This is a genomic window from Microbacterium faecale (assembly GCF_014640975.1).
GTDB lineage: Bacteria > Actinomycetota > Actinomycetes > Actinomycetales > Microbacteriaceae > Microbacterium > Microbacterium faecale.
Window position 1 is genome coordinate 130231 of record NZ_BMHO01000001.1, and the last position, 16897, is coordinate 147127.

Sequence of the window (16897 nt, forward strand, 5' to 3'; positions counted from 1 at the left end):
GTTTCGTCCGTCGTCGCTCGCCGCCGCCCCACCCCTGCCCACCGGGTCCGACGCGGAAGCGTCCGGCCCGGCGGGAGAGGTAGTGCGAACGTCCGGACTAGCTGAGGTCGTCCTCCGACAGGTATCCGCTGTCGATGAGGAGCTCCTGCACGTTGTCGGCGACGATGATGTCCGACTCGAGCAGGAAGGACGGCACGACCTTGACGCCGTTGTCGTACGACTCGGTGTCGTTCGGCTCCGGCTCCTCGCCCTCGGCGTAGGCGACCGCGGCCACGGCGGCCTGCTCAGCGAGCTTGCGGGTGTCCTTGAAGATGGTCGAGTACTGCACACCGTCGGAGATCAGCTTCGCGGTCGCGGCCTCGGCATCCTGGCCGGTGACAACCGGAAGGCCCTCCTCGAGCGTCTCCGGGTACCCGTTCTGCGTGAGCGAGTTGATGATGCCGCGCGAGAGCGGGTCAGCGGGCGCCAGGACGCCGTCGAGCTGCTCAGTGCCGCCACCGTAATGCTGCGTCAGGATGTCATCCATGCGCTGCTGCGCGTTTGCGCCTTCCCAGTCGTCGGTCTTGACCTGGTCGAACGAGGTCTGACCCGAACGGACCTCGAGCAGGCCCTCGTCGATGTACGGCTGCAGGGTGTCGATCGCGCCGTTGTAGAAGAACATCGAGTTGTTGTCGATGGGAGCGCCGCCGAACAGCTCGATGTACTTCGTCTCGTCGAGGTCGGTCTCGTTGCCCTCCTCGTCGAGGTAGCCGAGGCCGGTCAGCAGCGAGGTCGCCTGCTGCACGCCGACCGTGTAGTTGTCGAAGGTCACGTAGAAGTCGACGGCCTCGGTGTCGTTGATGAGGCGGTCGTATGCGATGACCGGGATCCCCTCATCGGCCGCCCCCTGGAGCTGGTTCGCGAGCGCGGTGCCGTCGATCGACGCGACGATGAGGATGTCCGCGCCGTTCGTGATCATCTGCTCGATCTGCTCCTGCTGCGTGGGAATGTCATCCGCCGCGTACTGCAGGTCGACCTCGTAACCGGCCTCCTCGAGCTGGTCCTTGACGGCGTTGCCGTCCTGCACCCAGCGCTCGTAGGTCTCGTTCGGCATCGCGACGCCGACCGTGAGGTCCTGTGCCGCGCCCTCTCCGCCGTCGCCGCCGCCCTCGTTGCCGCCGGATCCGCCGTCGTTCGCGCAGGCAGCCATGCTCAGCCCGAGCGCGACAACGCCCGTGGCGCCGAGAATCCGCAATCCAGTTCGCTTCATCGCTGTGTCTCTCCTCGTCGAAAGTGGTGCATTCGCGCGGTATCGCGGGAATGTCTCTCCTCGCGGCCACCAGCCTCGGCGACCCGCAACACGAAACCATACATATTGACGGGCCTATGGACAAATTACTTTCCCGTAACATACGGTGTCGGAGAACCTGCACGCAGAACGGTCTACATGCCCGCGCCCATCCTTCGCACCGAGCGGATTACGAAGCGATTCCACGGCGTCATCGCCCTCTCGGATGTGTCGCTCGAGATCGCCCCTGGCGAGGTGCATGCCATCTGCGGCGAGAACGGTGCGGGCAAGTCGACGCTGATGAAAGTTCTCAGCGGCGTGCACCCGGCCGGGACGTTCGACGGCTCGATCGAGATGGACGGCGAGAGGGTCTCGTTTCGCTCCGTGAGCGACAGCGAGGCCCGCGGAATCGCGATCATCCACCAGGAGCTCGCCCTCGTTCCCCATCTCTCGATCGCCGAGAACATCCACCTCGGCAGCGAGATCACCCGCCGCGGGCTCATCGACTGGAGGCAGACGCACCTGCGGGCCGCCGAGCTGATGGAGCGCGTCGGGCTGAAGGAGAATCCCGCAACGCGGGTGTCCGACCTCGGCGTCGGCCAGCAGCAGCTCATCGAGATCGCCAAAGCACTCGCGAAGGACGTCAAGGTGCTCATCCTCGACGAGCCGACGGCGGCACTCGGCGAATCCGACTCGGAACGCCTGCTCGACCTCGTGCGCGGCTTCCGTGACCAGGGCATCACCTGCATCGTCATCTCGCACCGCCTTCGCGAGGTGCTCTCCGTCGCCGACCGGATCACGGTGATCCGCGACGGAGCGACGATCGAAACCATGCGGCGCGACGACCCCGAAACGAACGAAGGGCGCATCATCCGTGCGATGGTCGGTCGCGACCTCGACAGTCTCTTCCCGCCGCGCGATCCCGATATCGGTGACGAGCTGTTCCGCGTGGAGGGCTGGACGGTGCACCATCCGACGGATCCCGAGCGGATCGTCGTCGACGACGCGGCCTTCACCGTGCGCGCCGGCGAGATCGTCGGGTTCGCGGGCCTCATGGGCGCGGGACGCACCGAGCTCGCAATGAGCATCTTCGGCGGCTCGTACGGATCCGCTGTCACGGGTCGCGCCTTCAAGGACGGCACCCGCATCGACGTGCGAACCGTCGACCAAGCGATCCGCCACGGCATCGCGTACGCGACGGAAGACCGCAAGCAGCACGGCCTGAACCTCGTCGCCGATATCCAGGAGAACGTCTCGACGGCGGCGTTGACGCGGCTCTCGCACGGCGGGCTCGTGGATCGCGTGCGCGAGCGGAAGATCGCCGACGCCTTCCGTTACAAGATGAACATCAAGGCGCCGAGCGTTCGCACCATCACGGGCGACCTGTCTGGCGGCAACCAGCAGAAGGTGGTGCTGTCGAAGTGGCTCTTCGCCAACCCGGATGTGCTGTTCCTCGACGAGCCCACACGCGGCATCGACGTCGGTGCGAAGTACGAGATCTACGGCATCATCAACGAGCTCGCGGCGCAGGGCAAGGCGATCATCGTCATTTCCTCGGAGCTTCCCGAGATCCTCGGTCTCTCCGACCGCATCTACACGATGTCGGAGGGTCGGGTGACCGGCGAAGTCGCCCGCGAGGACGCCGACCAGGAGCTCCTGATGCATCTCATGACGGCCGGGGCGTAATGCGGAGCGCTGACCGAGATGCATGAGGCGGAACGACCGTCGCGGAAGAGCGTTGCCGCGACGGGGCGGACGACGAACGAGGAGGTCCGCCAGCAGAACCTGTCGGCTGTGCTCACGCTCGTGCACACCGACGGTGCGCTCTCGCGTTCGGACATCGGATCCGAAACCGGACTGAACCGCTCGACGGTGACGGGGCTGGTCACCGAGCTCATCGAGATCGGCGTCGCGTGCGAGGCGTCGACGACGCCGACGGGCCGCGTCGGTCGTCCGTCCCTGGGGGTCGCGGCCGACGACGACGTCGTGGCGCTGAGTATCCGCGTAGAACCCGACGCGATCACGGTCGCGCTCGTCGGCCTCGGCGGATCCGTGCACTCGCGCGTGCGGCACGACCTCGCGAGCGCGCCGAGCCCGCGTCGCTTCGCGCAGATCACGGCGTCGCTCGTCGACGGCATGCGTGCCGACATCGACCGTCATTACCGCCTCATCGGTGCCGGGGTCGCGGTGCCCGGTCTCGTCGACCAGTCCGGCGCCGTTCTACTCGCGCCGCCCCTCGGATGGAAGCGCGAGAACATCCGCGCCCGTCTTGAGGATGCACTGAAGATGCCGGTCACCGTCGGAAACGACGCCAGCATCGGCGCAATGGCGGAGGCGCGCTTCGGCATCGGCCGCGGCGTCGACAACATGCTCTATCTCGGCGGCTCACTCAACGGCATCGGCGGCGGACTCGTCTTCGACGGAACTCTCCTGCGCGGCACGTCGGGGTTCGCGGGAGAGCTCGGCCACACCGTCGTCGACCCGATGGGGGCGCGCTGCGCGTGCGGGCGTCGCGGCTGTCTCGGTGCCGAGGTCTCCCCCGGGCCGATCATGAAGTTGCTCGGTCGCCGCAAGCTCGACGAAGACGACATCGACATCGAGCTCGGCGTCGCGAAGGATCCGAGGGTGACCGCGGAGCTCACCCGCCAGGTCGGCATCCTTTCGACGGCGCTGACGAACTTCGTCAACGCCTTCGCCCCCGAAGTCGTCGTGCTGTCCGGTTACCTCGGTGTGCTCTTGGCGACGAGCCGGGAGACGCTGTCGGACGCGGTCCGCGTCGAACCGGTGGGCGCCGAGGGGCGCCAGGTGCGACTCGAGCGGGCGCGGATGCGCTCGCGCCTCATGCAGATCGCGCCCGCTGAACTCGCGTTCGCGCGGTTGCTCGCGGATCCGGTTGCCCACGCGCCGTCGCGTTGAGGGGCTCTGTCGTCGTGACGCTATGCCGTGAAAACGGTGTGGAGGTCTCCGGCGACGGCGCGTCCGCCGAGGCCGTCGAGCTCGAGGATCACGGCGGCGCCGGCGACCGTTGCACCGAGCTGCGTGATGATCTCGCGCGCGGCGGCGATTGTGCCGCCCGTCGCGAGCACGTCGTCGACCAGAAGCACGCGCGCACCCGGCCAGAGCACACCGGGCGCCTCGATCGTGGCCGTGCCGTACTCGAGCGCGTAGCTGACGGCGGCCGCCGGCCTGGGCAGCTTGCCGGCCTTGCGAATCGGCAGCATCCCCACGCCCTCCACCGCGGCGACATAGCCCGCGAGGAGGAAGCCACGTGCCTCGATCCCGCCCACCACGTCGAACTCGCCGCGGAATGGCTCGACGAGAGCCTCGAACGTTGCGCGCATCGCGCGCGGATCGGCGAGCAACGGCGAGATGTCTCGGAACAGCACGCCGGGCTCGGGATAATCGGGCGTCTCCGCGATGAGCGATTCGGCGTATGCGAGGTCGGGGATCGTCACGCGACGAGCGTAGCGGAGCGACGTGGACGGATCCCGGGATCGCGAGACGGCCAGCCGCGGGATGCGAGAGAATTGACGGCATGAGCGCGCATCTGCAGGCCGACGCCGATCCCGACCGCTGGGTCCCCATCCGCGGGCGCGGCCTCGCCGGTGGCCGACACCGCAAGGCGGCGATCCGGATGCTCACGTCGACCGCCGGTGTCGTGCCCGGGCAGCCCGGATCCGGCGTGATCAACTTCATCGCGACCCGCGCGATCAAGGCGGGCCTGCGGCACGCGAACGGGCGCTTCCTCGCCTGGTCGTGGAAGGAAGATCCGTCGGCACTGGCCGCGCTCGCGCAGGCGCAGGAACTCACCCCGAACGTGCGCGCGGCGCGTGCGTCGATGCCGATGGAGTTCGACGACACCGAGAACTTCTCGAACCCCTACCTCGGTGTCGGCGAGAAGCTGGTCATGGATCAGCCGCAACAGGGACGGACGCCCTTCGCGACGTACACGTGGGAGACGGGCGGTCACCTCGTCACGCTGCACGCGGTGTCGCCCGACAAGGAGCGGTTCCTCCTCTTCCTCCCCCACCTCGACGACCTCGCGCGGTCGCTGCGCTGGATCGAAGACGTCGAAGTGGGCGAGTCGAACGTGCTGCGCCTCCCGCCAGCCTGACAGGCGCTTCACCTTCCACGAATGCACCGAAAAGCGTCGCTTTTCGGTGCATTCGTGGAAGGTTGGGGTGTCCGCTCAGCGGGTGCTCCTCGCGCGGTCGTGCCCTCATGGGGGATGAGGACACGACCGCGCGAAGCCTCAGGCGTCCACCTGCTCCTTCCGGCGACGGGCGATGAAGACCGCGCCGAGTCCGGCGGCGAGGAGCAGTGCGGCGATCGCGCCGAGGCCGAGCGCCAGTTCCTCACCCGTCGGGTTCAGAGGGTCCTCCGGAGCCGGAGTCTCCTCCGGTGCCGGGGTGTCCTCCGGTGCCGGAGTGTCTTCCGGCGCCGGGGTCTCCTCGGGCTCCGGAGTCTCCTCCGGTGCCGGCGGCTCCTCCGTCGGGTGCTGAGTGCAGTGGTCGCTTCCGACCTCGCACTCGGCAGACGGCTCCTCGCCGGTGACCGTCACGACGTTGCCGAGGACGTGGTCGCCCTGTTCGGCGTAATCGCGCACCTCGACGGCATACGTCACCGTCACCACCTGCTGGCCCGCCAGCTCACCCGAAACCGTGAACTGCTCGTCGCGCACCTCCGAGGCCGTGAGCGCCTCATCAGACGACTGCGGCTCCTGCACGAGATCCGCGTCATCCAGCACGCCCGCCATGTGGTCGGTGTACGAGATGTCTGCCGATCCCTCGCCCTCGTTCTCGAACGTGAGCGTGTAGGTGACGATCTGGCCGTCCTCCACCGCGATGCCATTCTCCGGGTCGGCGGTCTTGGAGACCGAGACGTTCGAGACGGCGTTCGAGGTGCAGTCCTCTCCGTCAGAGCACACGGGCTCCGCAGGCGGCTCCTCTTCGGGATCCATGAGGAAGTTCGCCAGCTGGCTGTCGCCGAGCTGGTCAGCGGCCTTCACGGCGACGGTGTAGGTCACCGTGACCGTCTGACCCGGCTGCAGCTCGCCGGTGATCGCGAACCGGTTGTTCTCGATCTCCGACACGCTCAGGGCGTCGTCAGAAGCCGACGGCTGGACGGTCACGTCGGCGTCGTCGAGCACGTGCGTCAGGTCGTCGACCCGGTTCACGTCCACCGGCGCGCTGCCGGTGCTCTCGAACGTCAGCGTGTAGGTCAGCTCCTGGCCAGGCTGCACGGCCGTTCCCGTCGCCGGGTTCACGGACTTGGAGTCCTCAAGCCGCGGCGCGGTGTTCGTGGTGCAGTCCTCGTCGCCGGGCTCGCACACGCTCGGATCCTCCGGAGTGTCCTCGTCGGGGTCGAGGAGGACGTTGCCGAGAACGGTGTCGCCCATGGCATCGGCCGGCTTCACCGTCACCGTGTAGGTGACCGTGACCATCTGCCCGGGCTCGAGCTCGCCGACGATCGAGAAGCGACCGTCCTCGATCTCCGAGACCGCCAGCGCCTCATCCGACGACACCGGTGCGGTGGTGACGTCAGCGTCGTCGAGCACGTGAGTCAGGTCGTCGACCCGGTCCACGTCACCCGGTGCGGCGCCGATGTTCTGGAACGTCAGCGTGTAGGTCAGCTCCTGACCAGGCTGCACGACAGTGCCCGACTCCGGATCCACTGACTTCGCGTCGATGATCCTCGGCGCGAGGTTCGTCGTGCAGTCCTCGTCGCCCGGCTCGCACACCGTCGGGTCTTCAGGCGTGTCGCCGTCCGGCCCCATCAGGAAGTTCGCCAGCACGGCGTCGCCCATCTCGTCGACCGGCTTGACCGTCGCGGAGTACGTCACCGTGACCGTCTGTCCGGCCTCGAGCTCGCCGACGATCGAGAACCGTCCATCCTCGATCTCCGAGACCGCCAGTGCGTCGTCCGAGGCGGACGGCTGCACCGTCACGTCGGCGTCGTCGAGCAGGTGCGTCAGGTCATCGACCCGGTCCACATCGCCCGCAGCGGCTCCGTTGTTCGTGAACGTCAGCGTGTACTGCAGCTCATCACCCGAGACGACCGTGGATCCGGAGTCCGGGTCCACCGACTTCGCGTCGACGATTTCCGGCACGTAGTTCACCGTGCACAGCGGGTCGTCCTCATCGCACACATCGCCGTCACCGGGCGGGGTGTTCGTCGGGAAGACGACGTTGCCGAGCGTGTGGTCGCCACGCTCACCGTCGGGCAGCACGCGCACGGTGTACGACACCGTGGCCGACTCACCGTTCGGCAGCAGTCCGCTGACCGAGAACTGGCCGTCCTCGACCTCCGTCACCTCGAGCATCCCGGGGTCGGAAGAGACGGGAGCAACGATGAGCTCCGCGTCGTCGAGCACGCCCGAGAGGTCGTCCGTCCAGGACACGATGTCCGCGGGAGCGGATCCGGTGCTGTCGAACGTGATGCTGTACGTCAGCTCCTGACCTGCGACGACAGTGCTGCCGTCCTCGGGGTCGACGTCCTTCGTCACCGTGTACTGACCACCGGGGATGTTGACGAGGCCACAGGGCTCGCCCGTCACCGGGTCGCGACCATCGGCATCGCGCGGGTCGCAGACCGGCTTCTCGCCCGGGTTCTCGGGGTCGAACGGCTGCCACGCGACGTTCGAGAGCATGGCATCGCCCTCGGCCGTGTAGGTCACCTGGTAGGTGATCGTCACCGTCTCGTCGACGCCCAGAGCGCCCGCCCAGCTGAGGCGGCCGTCCTCGAGCGCGGCGTCGGCACCGGTGCTGGTGGTGATCGAGCCGTCCACGAAGGTGGCGTCGTCGAGCACGTCGGTCATGTCGTCCAGAACCACGGCGGGTGCCTCGTCCGTGTAGACGCCGGGGCCGACGTTCGTCGCCGTGACCTCGTAGGTCACCGTCTCGCCCACGCGAGGCAGCTCCGTGAAGTCAGCGGACTTCTCGACCTCGAGCTCCGGAAGGAGATTCGTGATCGTGACGCAGTCGGGGTCACCCGGCTCGCACTCCGGAGTGGTCGGCGGGTCGTCGCCCGGAGGCTCCTCCGCGTGCCACACCGTGTTGCGCACGGTGTTGTTGCCGTCCGATCCGAGCACGACCTGGTATTCGATCGTCACCGTCTCGCCGGCGCCAAGCGGGCCGACCCAGCTGAGCAGTTCGAAGTCGCTGTCGAAGGTCGCCTCGACATCGGCCGGCTCACCCGCGATGGACGTGACGATGGATCCGTCGACGAATGTCGCATCGTCGAGCACACCGGACAGGTCGTCCAGGATCACCGCGGGGGTGTCATCCGTGTACGGATCCGTGCCGGGGTTGGTCGCGGTCACCGTGTACGTGACCGTGTCGCCAGGACGCGAGGCGTCCGAGAAGTCAGACTCCTTGGTCAGCTCGATGTCGCGGTCAACCACCTCGACGGTGTAGTCCTCGACTTCACCGGCCGAGGCCTCGCCCGTCGGAAGGAACTCGGTGACACCGGTCGGGAAGAGCCGGAATCGCGCGTACGTGTCCTCGGTCGTCGTGGCTTCGCCGAACGTCAGCGTGTACGACCCGGAGCCACTGTTTGCGGGCACATCCGCGGTGACGAGCTCGCCGTCATCGAACGTGCCGCTGCCGTCGAGGTCCACCCAGGCGGCGATCGTGGCCGCGTCGTCGGTGTTGTTGACGGCCGTCACGTCGACGTCGGTGGTGCCCGTCGTCGACACGGCGATCGGAGCGGTCACGCCGTCCTCGTCCGCAGCGCGGTTGTCATCGTCGCCCCTCGCGTCCGCCGACGGCTGCCCGTCGGGATCGAAGTCGATGAGATCGCCGAGCGTGAGGCCCGACGTCAGGACGTGGCGAGCGCCGTCGTCCTCCAGCATCGTGCCGTAGGAAGCCGGCGCGTCACCGAAGTCGAAACACGACGGCTCGATCGCGAGGTCGCCGTCGCCGTCGAACCCGAAACCGGAATTGGATCCGCCCTGCCAGTCGGATTCGAACGTGGCGATGTCCTCCAGCACGATCTGGAAGCGGCTCTCCGGGTTGCCGTTCCACTGGCCGGATCCGCGGAAACGGACCTCGCCAGCTTCTTCCGTGATCTGAACGGCGCTGCCCTCCGTGACGGCATAGCTCGCCAGGTCTGCGGCGGCGAAGGTCCCGATCTCGCCCGTGTCCATGTCGCTCACCGTGTAGGCGGCGTTGACACCGATCGGCTCTTCGGTGCCCGCGACGAAGAAGCTGTAGCGCAGCGAGGCGTTGCCCTCAATCTGCCAGTTCGCGTCGTCCTCGCCGAAGATCCCTCCGCTGCCGCGACGGATGGCGTTCGTCCATCCGTCGAGCACCTCGACGAACATGTCGACAGCCTGCCCGTTCACGACGCTGACGTCACCGAACAGTGCCGTCGTGCCGGCGCCGCCGTCGCCGCTTCGCTCGACAGGATCGCTGAAAGTGAAGGCGTAGTGCTCCGTATCCGAAGCCGTGCACCCGTTCGGCGTCAGCACGCGCTCGACGAGCACGCGGTAGTCCTCCACCTCGCCGTCGGGCGCAGGCCCGGTGGGAGCGGCGACCGCGTCGGCATCCGTGCTGTAGCGCACGCGGACCATCGATGAGATGTCATCCGGGTTGTCGCGCATCTCGAACGTCAGCTCGTTCGCTCCGGCAGCCACTGGCTCCGAGCTCACGACGCGCTCGTCGTTGCCGAACGTACCGTCGAGATCCCAGTCGACCCACACCGACACGAACCCGTCCGCGGTCGCGGTGACCTCGAGGGTGTTCGTGATGCCAGCGAGCGACACCGGGTCGGTTCCGGTGCGGATCACCGCGTTGCCGTACCCGAGCTGCGGGTTGAAGACGACACCGTCCTCGTCCGCGCCGTCACCGTCCGCGTTGGGGCTCGGCTGTCCGTCTTCCTCAGCATCGATCGACTCACCGAGCATGACGGGAGCCGTCAGGGCGTCCTCGTCGTAGTCGGGGATGAGGTGGCGTGCACCGTCGTCGGTGCGCAGCGTGCCGTACGACTCCGGCGCGTCACCGAAATCGATCGCAGGCTCGATGGCACACGTCTCGGCGGTGTCGCTGTCGTTGTCGACGACATCATCGCGTTCGTTACCGATCACGGTCGCGGTGTTCTCGGTGCACTCGCCAGCGGCGAGGTTCGACTCGGCCACGATCGTGAACGTGTACTCGGCACCGCCCTCAAGTCGGCCGCCCGTCACCGTGAGCTGACGCGTCTCCTCGTCGTATGCGTTCGAGACCTCCTCGACGACGGCGGGTTCGCCGAGACCCTCGGGGATCACGTCGGTGACCGACCATCCGCTCGAGGCCGCGTCGCTCAGGTTGCGCACCGTGATCGAGTACTGCACCTGGTCATCGACGAGGTGCGTCGCTGCGGAGGTCTTCTCCACGGCGAGATCGACGGGAAGGCCGGGAACCATCGTGCCGTCATTGATCGACGATGCGGGCCCCTCCGAGACCGAGATCAGCTCTACGGTCGGCTGAGCCGCCGCGACATCGCTGATCGCGAACTGGTAGACCGCGCCAGTGGCGTTGTCCGAGAACCCGAGGTTGCCGTTTCCGAACGTCCACCCCGCGCCGAAGCCGATGCTCGAGGGCTCAGCGATCGAGCCGGGAAAAACCGTCAGGCCGCCGTCGGCCATGTTCACGCGGATGAGCTGACCCTGGAGGTTCAGAGCCCAGGCGAACCCCGCCGCGAACGTGAAGTCGGGCGCCGCGAAGCTCGCCGCCAGTGCTACTTCGCCCGCGCCTTCGCCGGTCGCGAGGTCGATGCGATAGGCGACGTTGGAGTTCTGTTGAATGATGTAGTAATAGCCGTCGTCACCGACGGCACCCGCCTGGAAGTTCGACCCCCCGGACGGCCCAACGAACGTTTCGCTGCCGACGCGCTCGATCACACCTTCCTGACCGACGCGCACAAGTGAACCGCTGGGAATCTCAGCGTTCCCGCCCGACACGATCGCGTAGATGTACCCGCTGGCCTCGTCGTACCCGATCCCGTTGTACGTGACGTCCTGAACGTCGCCTTCTGGTGTGAAAGAGAACGTTCCGTCGGGGTTCGCGAGTGAGCGATAGAGCTGAGTCGTGCTGCCCTGGGAGATGAAGATCGTCGGATCGGCCGGGTCGAACGCATCGCCCGGCGCGGCGGCCGCGGGAGTGGCGACCGCTGTTCCGAGAAGAGGGATCACGAGACCGAGCGCAAGTGCGAACGCCGTGTGTCGTCGTGCGGAGCGTCGCACGTCCCTCGAGGGTTCGCCATTTCTCGGCGAAGACGACCACCACGCGCGCCCTCCGCGGGAACGCTGTGTTCTTGACAGCAAGAATCTCTCCTCTCGTTCAGGGCACGCCGACGACGCGAACGACCGGCGTGCACCCGACGTATGTCGCGCGAGATATGACGCACGGGACCGACGGGATCCACTCGCGATTGAAGCGCGGCGCCCGGGACTCTCATAGCGGTCGACCGGAATTTCACCCCGCGCTTCACCCCGCGCGACATCCGACGTCTCCGTGATTAGAATTGGCCGCTCTGGGCCATTTACGCGGCGAGCTGCTCCACATCTTGCACGGCGGTCGCGAGGGCGCGGAGAGTCACAGCGAGGGAGACATCCATGAGCACTGGCGCGCCGACGTTCGGGCACGTCGACACCGCCGAAGCCGTTCCTCGCGCACGGTTGCTCGAACGTCTCACCGGATCAGAACAACTGTGCGTTTTGCACGCCGAAGGCGGGTCGGGCAAGACCGTCCTGCTCTCACAGTGGGCCTCTGACGCCGGTGAGTCGGTCCTCTGGCTTGACCTGCGTTCGCACCTCTCGTCCCGCGCCGGGTTCTGGCTGCGCGTTCTCACCCGCCTGCATGCCGACGGCTGGCTCGATGACGCGACGCTCGCCCGTAAGGTCATCGCGATCTCAGAATCGCCCGCATCAATTGACAGCGTGATTCGGCGGCTGGTTCACGAGAACATCACGCCTCGCACGCTCGTCATTGACGGGCTCCCCGACGAAGCTGCAACGTGGCGCCCCGTGGTTGACGATCTCGTCACCCTGTTGCAGCATCGCCCCGATATGCGCTGCCTTGTGGCCTGCTCATCGGTTGCCGTTCGCGACGCGTTACTCGCCGACCCCCCGCCAATTAGCTGGGTCGAACTGACCACGACCGACCTCGCGCTATCGCCGCGCGAAGCGCGCGAGATTGTGGAGCGCGACGCATCGCGCATCGACGCGAACCGTCGCGAGGCCATCCTGACAAGCGACGCCGCCCAGCGCGTCGCCAGCCTGCGCTTCGCCATCGAGCATCACGATGCCCCCGTACTTGCCGATTCGCTCGCATTGCACCCCGCGATCATGGAGCGCTTCGCCGACAGCGGGATCCGCGAATTCGCGGGCGTCATCGCTCTCGCCCCCGTGATCGATGCCGACCTCGCGCGCGACCTCACCGGTCGCGCCGATGCGGCACAGGTGCTCGACCGTCTCGCGCGCCAGGGGGCGGGAGGCTGGATCGCACACGAAAGCGGGCAGGCACTGTTCCGGTACCGTGACGGCGTCAGACAGGCGGCCTCTGCGGACTTCCATGCGCGCCACGCCCGGCTCGTATTCGCTGCGAAACGCAAGATCGCTCGCTGGATCGCAATGCGGCTCCGCGACTACTCAACCGCGCTCCTCTTCGCGCTCGAAGGACGCGATTACGACCATGCGAGTCGACTCATGCTGCGGGCGTGGCCGTTCAACCACGAGGACAAACCGCGTCTCCGCCAGCTCGTGAAGACGCTCCCTGTCGCGCAGATCCACCGTCGGCCGCTGCTCGCGCTCTGGTACGGGCTCCTGCTCAACGAGGATCCGGCGACACAGTCACGCGCGGCCCCCTTCTTCGTCTCTGCCGCAGCCATGGGCCGCGCCCGCGGTCGAACGCTCTCACCCGCGGAACGTGCGGTGCTCCGCGGGTTCGAGAGCCTGACGTGGCGCCTCATCGGGCAGCCCACGCGGATGGCTGACGCCGCGCGACAGTGCATCGCCCTCATCGAATCCGCAACCGCGGATCCGGAGTTCGATACATCGCTCGCGGAAATCGTCGGGACGGTCTTCAATCAAGCGTGCGTCTCGCTGTACGCATCCGGTGCCATCGGCGAGGCCCGTGAAGCGTTCGCCGCGCTCGTCGCACTCGCCGACCGGCTCGCAATGCGGCACCGTCGCAATCTCGGACTGGCCGGGATGGCCTTCGTCGACGCCGCCACGGGAAATGTCGCCAACGCGGCACGCACGCTCGACCGCATCCGTGAGGACGACTGGCCAGAGCCGTGGCTCGCGGGATACGCCGGATCCCTAGGACGGCTCGGACGCGCGTGGATCGCCCTGTCCTCAGATTCTCCGGAGCGCGTGCTCGCGGAGCTCGATGTGCTCGATCCCCACGTCGACACGATCGAACACTGGGACCTCATCGCGGTTGCACGCGCGCTCGCCGAGAGTCGTCTCGGACACGCGCGCTCCGCCGCCCACACCTTCACCCGCACCGTGCGATCCCGGCTCACACGCACCTCGCTGCCGATCGTGCGCGATCGCGTCAGCGGCGCCGACGCCGTGCTGCGGATCTTGAACGGACGAGAGCCGTCGCCCGCATCGGAGACCGCGGGACGCACTCACCGCAGCATCGTGCTCGCGATGCAGGCGATCAGCGCTGGCGCAAACGATGACTCCGCCACCGCGTCCACGCTCCTTCGCAAGGCGGAAACCGCTGCGCTCGCTCCACAGCAGGAACTGATCGCCGTCGTCGCGGGTGCGCTCTGCGCCTCGCGCCTGTCCTGGGACGACGAGCTGGGACACTTCGCGAGCCGCATCGTGGATCTCGCCATCGATCCGGGCATCCGCTGGCCCGTGATTCTCCTGCCCGAGGCCGATCGCACGCGCCTGATCGACGCGCTCGGGGCGGACGAACCGGCGACGACCATGCGTACGCTCTTCGAAGCGATCCGCCCGGTCGCGACGGAGGCCACGTGGCAATCGCTGGCGCGACCCGCCCTCACGCCGCGCGAGAGTGCGGTGCTCTGCGCGCTCTTCACGCACGAGAGCCGCACCGAGCTCGCGGACGCGCTCTTCGTCTCCGTCAACACGGTCAAAAGCCAGCTTCGCTCGTTGTACGCGAAGCTCGGCGTCAGCACGCGCGAGCAGGCGCTCGCCCGCGCTGTCGCGCTCGGCATCGCCGGGGACAGCGACGGGGACAGCGACGGGGACAGCGACGGGGACGACGCGCCGTGAAGCGCGTCGTCCTGCTCGCGTTCGCGCAGTGCTTGGCGATGGGCGCGCTCACCGCGCCCGCCGTCGTCGGTCTGTCCGTCCGCGTGCGGGAGTTCGTCGAGCCTGACGCGGCCGCCGGTCTGCTCGGCGCGATCATCTCGCTCGGATCCCTCGCAGCGATGATCGCGAACCCCCTGTTCGGATGGCTCGCCGATCACACAGGACGTCGCCGCGGAGCGCTCACCCTCGGCGCCGTTGCGGGCCTCGTTGCCACCGTCGGCGTCGCGTGGGCACCGTCGCCTGTTGCCCTTACCGCCGCATGGATCACGGCACAAGCGGCGTACAACATGTGCTTCGGGGCGATCAACGGCCTCATCTCGCACGGCCTCGCCGACACGGACCGCACGCGCGCCGCCGGCGTCCTGTCGTCGGTGAGCATCCTCGGAACGCTCCCCGGGCTGGCGGTCGCGGCGCTTCTCCCCCACGACGTCGCGGTGATGATGCTCGTGGTGCCGGCGTTTGCCGCCGTCGCGATCCCGATCCTCGCGCTGCGCCTCCCCCGTAGCGCACGCGTCGACAGCGCGGCGCCGCCCCACCGTCCGTTGGATGCTGTGCGGACGGTCGCGTCACGCGCATTCGTCGTCGTTTTCACGATCCGCTTCGTGATCGCGTTCGAGCTGGCCGCCGGGCTCGTCTTCGCGCTGTATCTGTTCACCGACCGCTGGCAGGTCGCTGAGGCGGACTCCGTCCGTCTCGTGTCCCTCATGACTGCCGTGGGCGCGGCAGGTCTCGTCGGAACTGCGGCGATCATCGCCGCGAGCCGGTTACGACGCGCGTCGGCGCGCGTGCTGCTCGGATCCGCCCTTGTGGGTGTGACGATCGCGACCATTGCGCGCGCTCTCGCTCCCACCGTGCTGGTGTTCCTTCTCGCCACGCTCGTGGCCGGTTGCGCGATCGGCGCTGGCTTCACGGCCAGTCGCTCGATCGCACAGGCGGTTCTTCCGCCGGAGCGCTCCGCGCTCGGTCTCGGCATCTTCAACGTCGCGAACACGCTCGCGCCGGCCGTCGCGCCGGCCGTCGCGGGCGCGCTCGTCGTTCCGGGGCTGGTCCCCTGGCAGGCGGACGGATACGGCGCGATGTACCTGGCGTTGAGCGTACCGATCGCCGCGTGCCTCGCGCTGCTCCCCCTCCTCCGAGAGCGCAGCGCGGTGGCTCCCTCCGCCTCGCCCCACCTTCCACAAATGCACCGATAACCCGCCGTTTTGGGTGCATTCGTGTCATGTCGGGCAGGTGCAGTGGCGCGCTAGGCTCGCGCCATGCAGACGCTGACGTCGACGCACGCACGCCGGATCCGGTGGTCGAACCATCTGCTCGGGGGATCCGATCTCTCACCGACGCAGGTGGTCGACCGTGCGGTCGCCCTGCAGGGGCAGGATCTCCCAGGCGTGCTGCGGGCGATCGCGATGCGCTCGCGGCCCGGAACGACGATCGATGACGTCCGGGCCGCATTCGACCGGGGCGAGCTGGTGCGGAGCTGGCCCGCTCGCGGCACACTGTTCGCGACGACCCCCGCTCGCCTGCGTAGCCTCCTCGCTCTCACGGGGGATCGGATCCACCGGTCGACCCTGCGGCGTCGCGAGCAGTTGCATCTGACTGACGCGGTCCTCGGTCGCGCCCGCGACGCTGTGCTGCCGTACCTGCCTCTCACGCGGCCCGAGGCCCTCGAGCTCTGGGCGAAGGCAGGCATCGACACCCGCGAAGGCCGCGGCTACCACCTGATCTTCCACCACGCGGTTGCGGGAATCTGGCACTGGGGCGGGTTCCGTGACGACGAGCAGCTGCTGACGACGACCACCCCCAGCGCGCCGACCGCGGGATCCATCACCGACGATCCCCTGCCCGAGATCGTGCGCGGCCTCGTCACCGCGCGCGGTCCGATGACGACAGACGACCTCGTCTGGTGGCTGAAGCTGCCGAAGACGCAGATCCGTCGCGCGACCGATGGACTCATCGAGGTGTCGGTCGACGGCACACCCGCGTGGCTGGCGAGCGAGGCGGCGGCGGATCCGGGCGACACGGGCATCTCGTTCGTTCCCGCTTTCGACGAGTGGATCCTCGGGTATGGCGACCGCTCACTCGCGGCGAGTGACGTCATGCGAAAAGCGCTCGTGCCCGGCAATAACGGCGTCTTCCGCCCCGCCGTCGTGGTTGACGGTGTCGCCGTCGGGACGTGGCGCGGCCGCGCGAAGAGCCGCCCGGATCCGACGTTCGAGTTCGTCGAGAAGGTCCCCGTGGCCACGCGCCGGCGCATCTCCGATGCTCTGGCGGCCTGGCCGCTCGCCTGACGCGCTCTACCTTCCACGAATGCACCCAAATCAGCGGTTTTGGGTGCATTCGTGGAAGGTAGAGCGGGCGGGCAT

At 68.0% G+C, this 16897-nt stretch carries 9 protein-coding genes; 6 read left to right on the forward strand and 3 right to left on the reverse strand.

Annotated elements, in window-relative coordinates; genetic code table 11:
• Nucleotides 1-97: 97 nt before the first annotated feature.
• Nucleotides 98-1249 carry a multiple monosaccharide ABC transporter substrate-binding protein gene (chvE, locus tag IEW87_RS00610; RefSeq protein WP_188710391.1) on the reverse strand — a complete coding sequence of 384 codons (1152 nt, stop codon included), beginning with the start codon at nucleotides 1247-1249 and terminating at the stop codon, nucleotides 98-100.
• A gap of 177 nt (nucleotides 1250-1426) precedes the next feature.
• Here chvE and mmsA point away from each other — a divergent pair, with 177 nt between their 5' ends.
• Together mmsA and IEW87_RS00620 are read left to right on the forward strand one after the other, a co-directional pair.
• Nucleotides 1427-2953, forward strand: a complete 1527-nt coding sequence (gene mmsA / locus IEW87_RS00615; protein WP_188710392.1) for a multiple monosaccharide ABC transporter ATP-binding protein — start codon at nucleotides 1427-1429, stop codon at nucleotides 2951-2953.
• Nucleotides 2954-2971: 18 nt separating this feature from the next.
• Nucleotides 2972-4183, forward strand: coding sequence for an ROK family protein (locus tag IEW87_RS00620; protein ID WP_188710393.1), 1212 nt, complete (start codon nucleotides 2972-2974; stop codon nucleotides 4181-4183).
• Between the two features lie 20 nt (nucleotides 4184-4203).
• Here the strand turns inward: IEW87_RS00620 and IEW87_RS00625 are convergent, their stop codons facing one another.
• Nucleotides 4204-4722 (reverse strand): adenine phosphoribosyltransferase, encoded by a 519-nt coding sequence (locus tag IEW87_RS00625; protein WP_188710394.1) that lies wholly within the window; start codon nucleotides 4720-4722, stop codon nucleotides 4204-4206.
• Between the two features lie 80 nt (nucleotides 4723-4802).
• On the opposite strand from IEW87_RS00625, the gene IEW87_RS00630 reads away from it, so the two are divergent.
• On the forward strand, nucleotides 4803-5381 hold the full coding sequence (locus tag IEW87_RS00630) for a hypothetical protein (RefSeq protein ID WP_188710395.1): 579 nt from the start codon (nucleotides 4803-4805) through the stop codon (nucleotides 5379-5381).
• Between the two features lie 138 nt (nucleotides 5382-5519).
• Here IEW87_RS00630 and IEW87_RS00635 read toward each other — a convergent pair whose 3' ends face one another.
• Nucleotides 5520-11489 (reverse strand): DUF7927 domain-containing protein, encoded by a 5970-nt coding sequence (locus tag IEW87_RS00635; protein ID WP_188710396.1) that lies wholly within the window; start codon nucleotides 11487-11489, stop codon nucleotides 5520-5522.
• A 372-nt stretch (nucleotides 11490-11861) separates the two neighbouring features.
• On the opposite strand from IEW87_RS00635, the gene IEW87_RS00640 reads away from it, so the two are divergent.
• The 3 genes from IEW87_RS00640 to IEW87_RS00650 all read left to right on the forward strand — a co-directional run bounded on the left by IEW87_RS00640 (nucleotide 11862) and on the right by IEW87_RS00650 (nucleotide 16822).
• Nucleotides 11862-14498 (forward strand): LuxR C-terminal-related transcriptional regulator, encoded by a 2637-nt coding sequence (locus IEW87_RS00640; protein WP_188710397.1) that lies wholly within the window; start codon nucleotides 11862-11864, stop codon nucleotides 14496-14498.
• Complete coding sequence (locus IEW87_RS00645; protein ID WP_188710398.1) at nucleotides 14495-15730, forward strand: MFS transporter; 1236 nt, start codon at nucleotides 14495-14497, stop codon at nucleotides 15728-15730. The genes IEW87_RS00640 and IEW87_RS00645 overlap by 4 nt, the downstream gene beginning before the upstream one ends.
• Nucleotides 15731-15793: 63 nt before the next feature.
• Nucleotides 15794-16822 carry a DNA glycosylase AlkZ-like family protein gene (locus IEW87_RS00650; RefSeq protein WP_188710399.1) on the forward strand — a complete coding sequence of 343 codons (1029 nt, stop codon included), beginning with the start codon at nucleotides 15794-15796 and terminating at the stop codon, nucleotides 16820-16822.
• Nucleotides 16823-16897 lie beyond the last annotated feature (75 nt).

What these genes read in the sequence shown, in the direction of transcription:
- IEW87_RS00620 (WP_188710393.1), top strand. Translation starts at nt 2,972, where the DNA reads ATGCATGAGGCGGAACGACCGTCGCGGAAGAGCGTTGCCGCGACGGGG.
- IEW87_RS00650 (WP_188710399.1), top strand. Translation starts at nt 15,794, where the DNA reads ATGCAGACGCTGACGTCGACGCACGCACGCCGGATCCGGTGGTCGAAC.
- chvE (WP_188710391.1), bottom strand. Translation starts at nt 1,249, where the DNA reads ATGAAGCGAACTGGATTGCGGATTCTCGGCGCCACGGGCGTTGTCGCG.
- IEW87_RS00640 (WP_188710397.1), top strand. Translation starts at nt 11,862, where the DNA reads ATGAGCACTGGCGCGCCGACGTTCGGGCACGTCGACACCGCCGAAGCC.
- IEW87_RS00630 (WP_188710395.1), top strand. Translation starts at nt 4,803, where the DNA reads ATGAGCGCGCATCTGCAGGCCGACGCCGATCCCGACCGCTGGGTCCCC.
- mmsA (WP_188710392.1), top strand. Translation starts at nt 1,427, where the DNA reads ATGCCCGCGCCCATCCTTCGCACCGAGCGGATTACGAAGCGATTCCAC.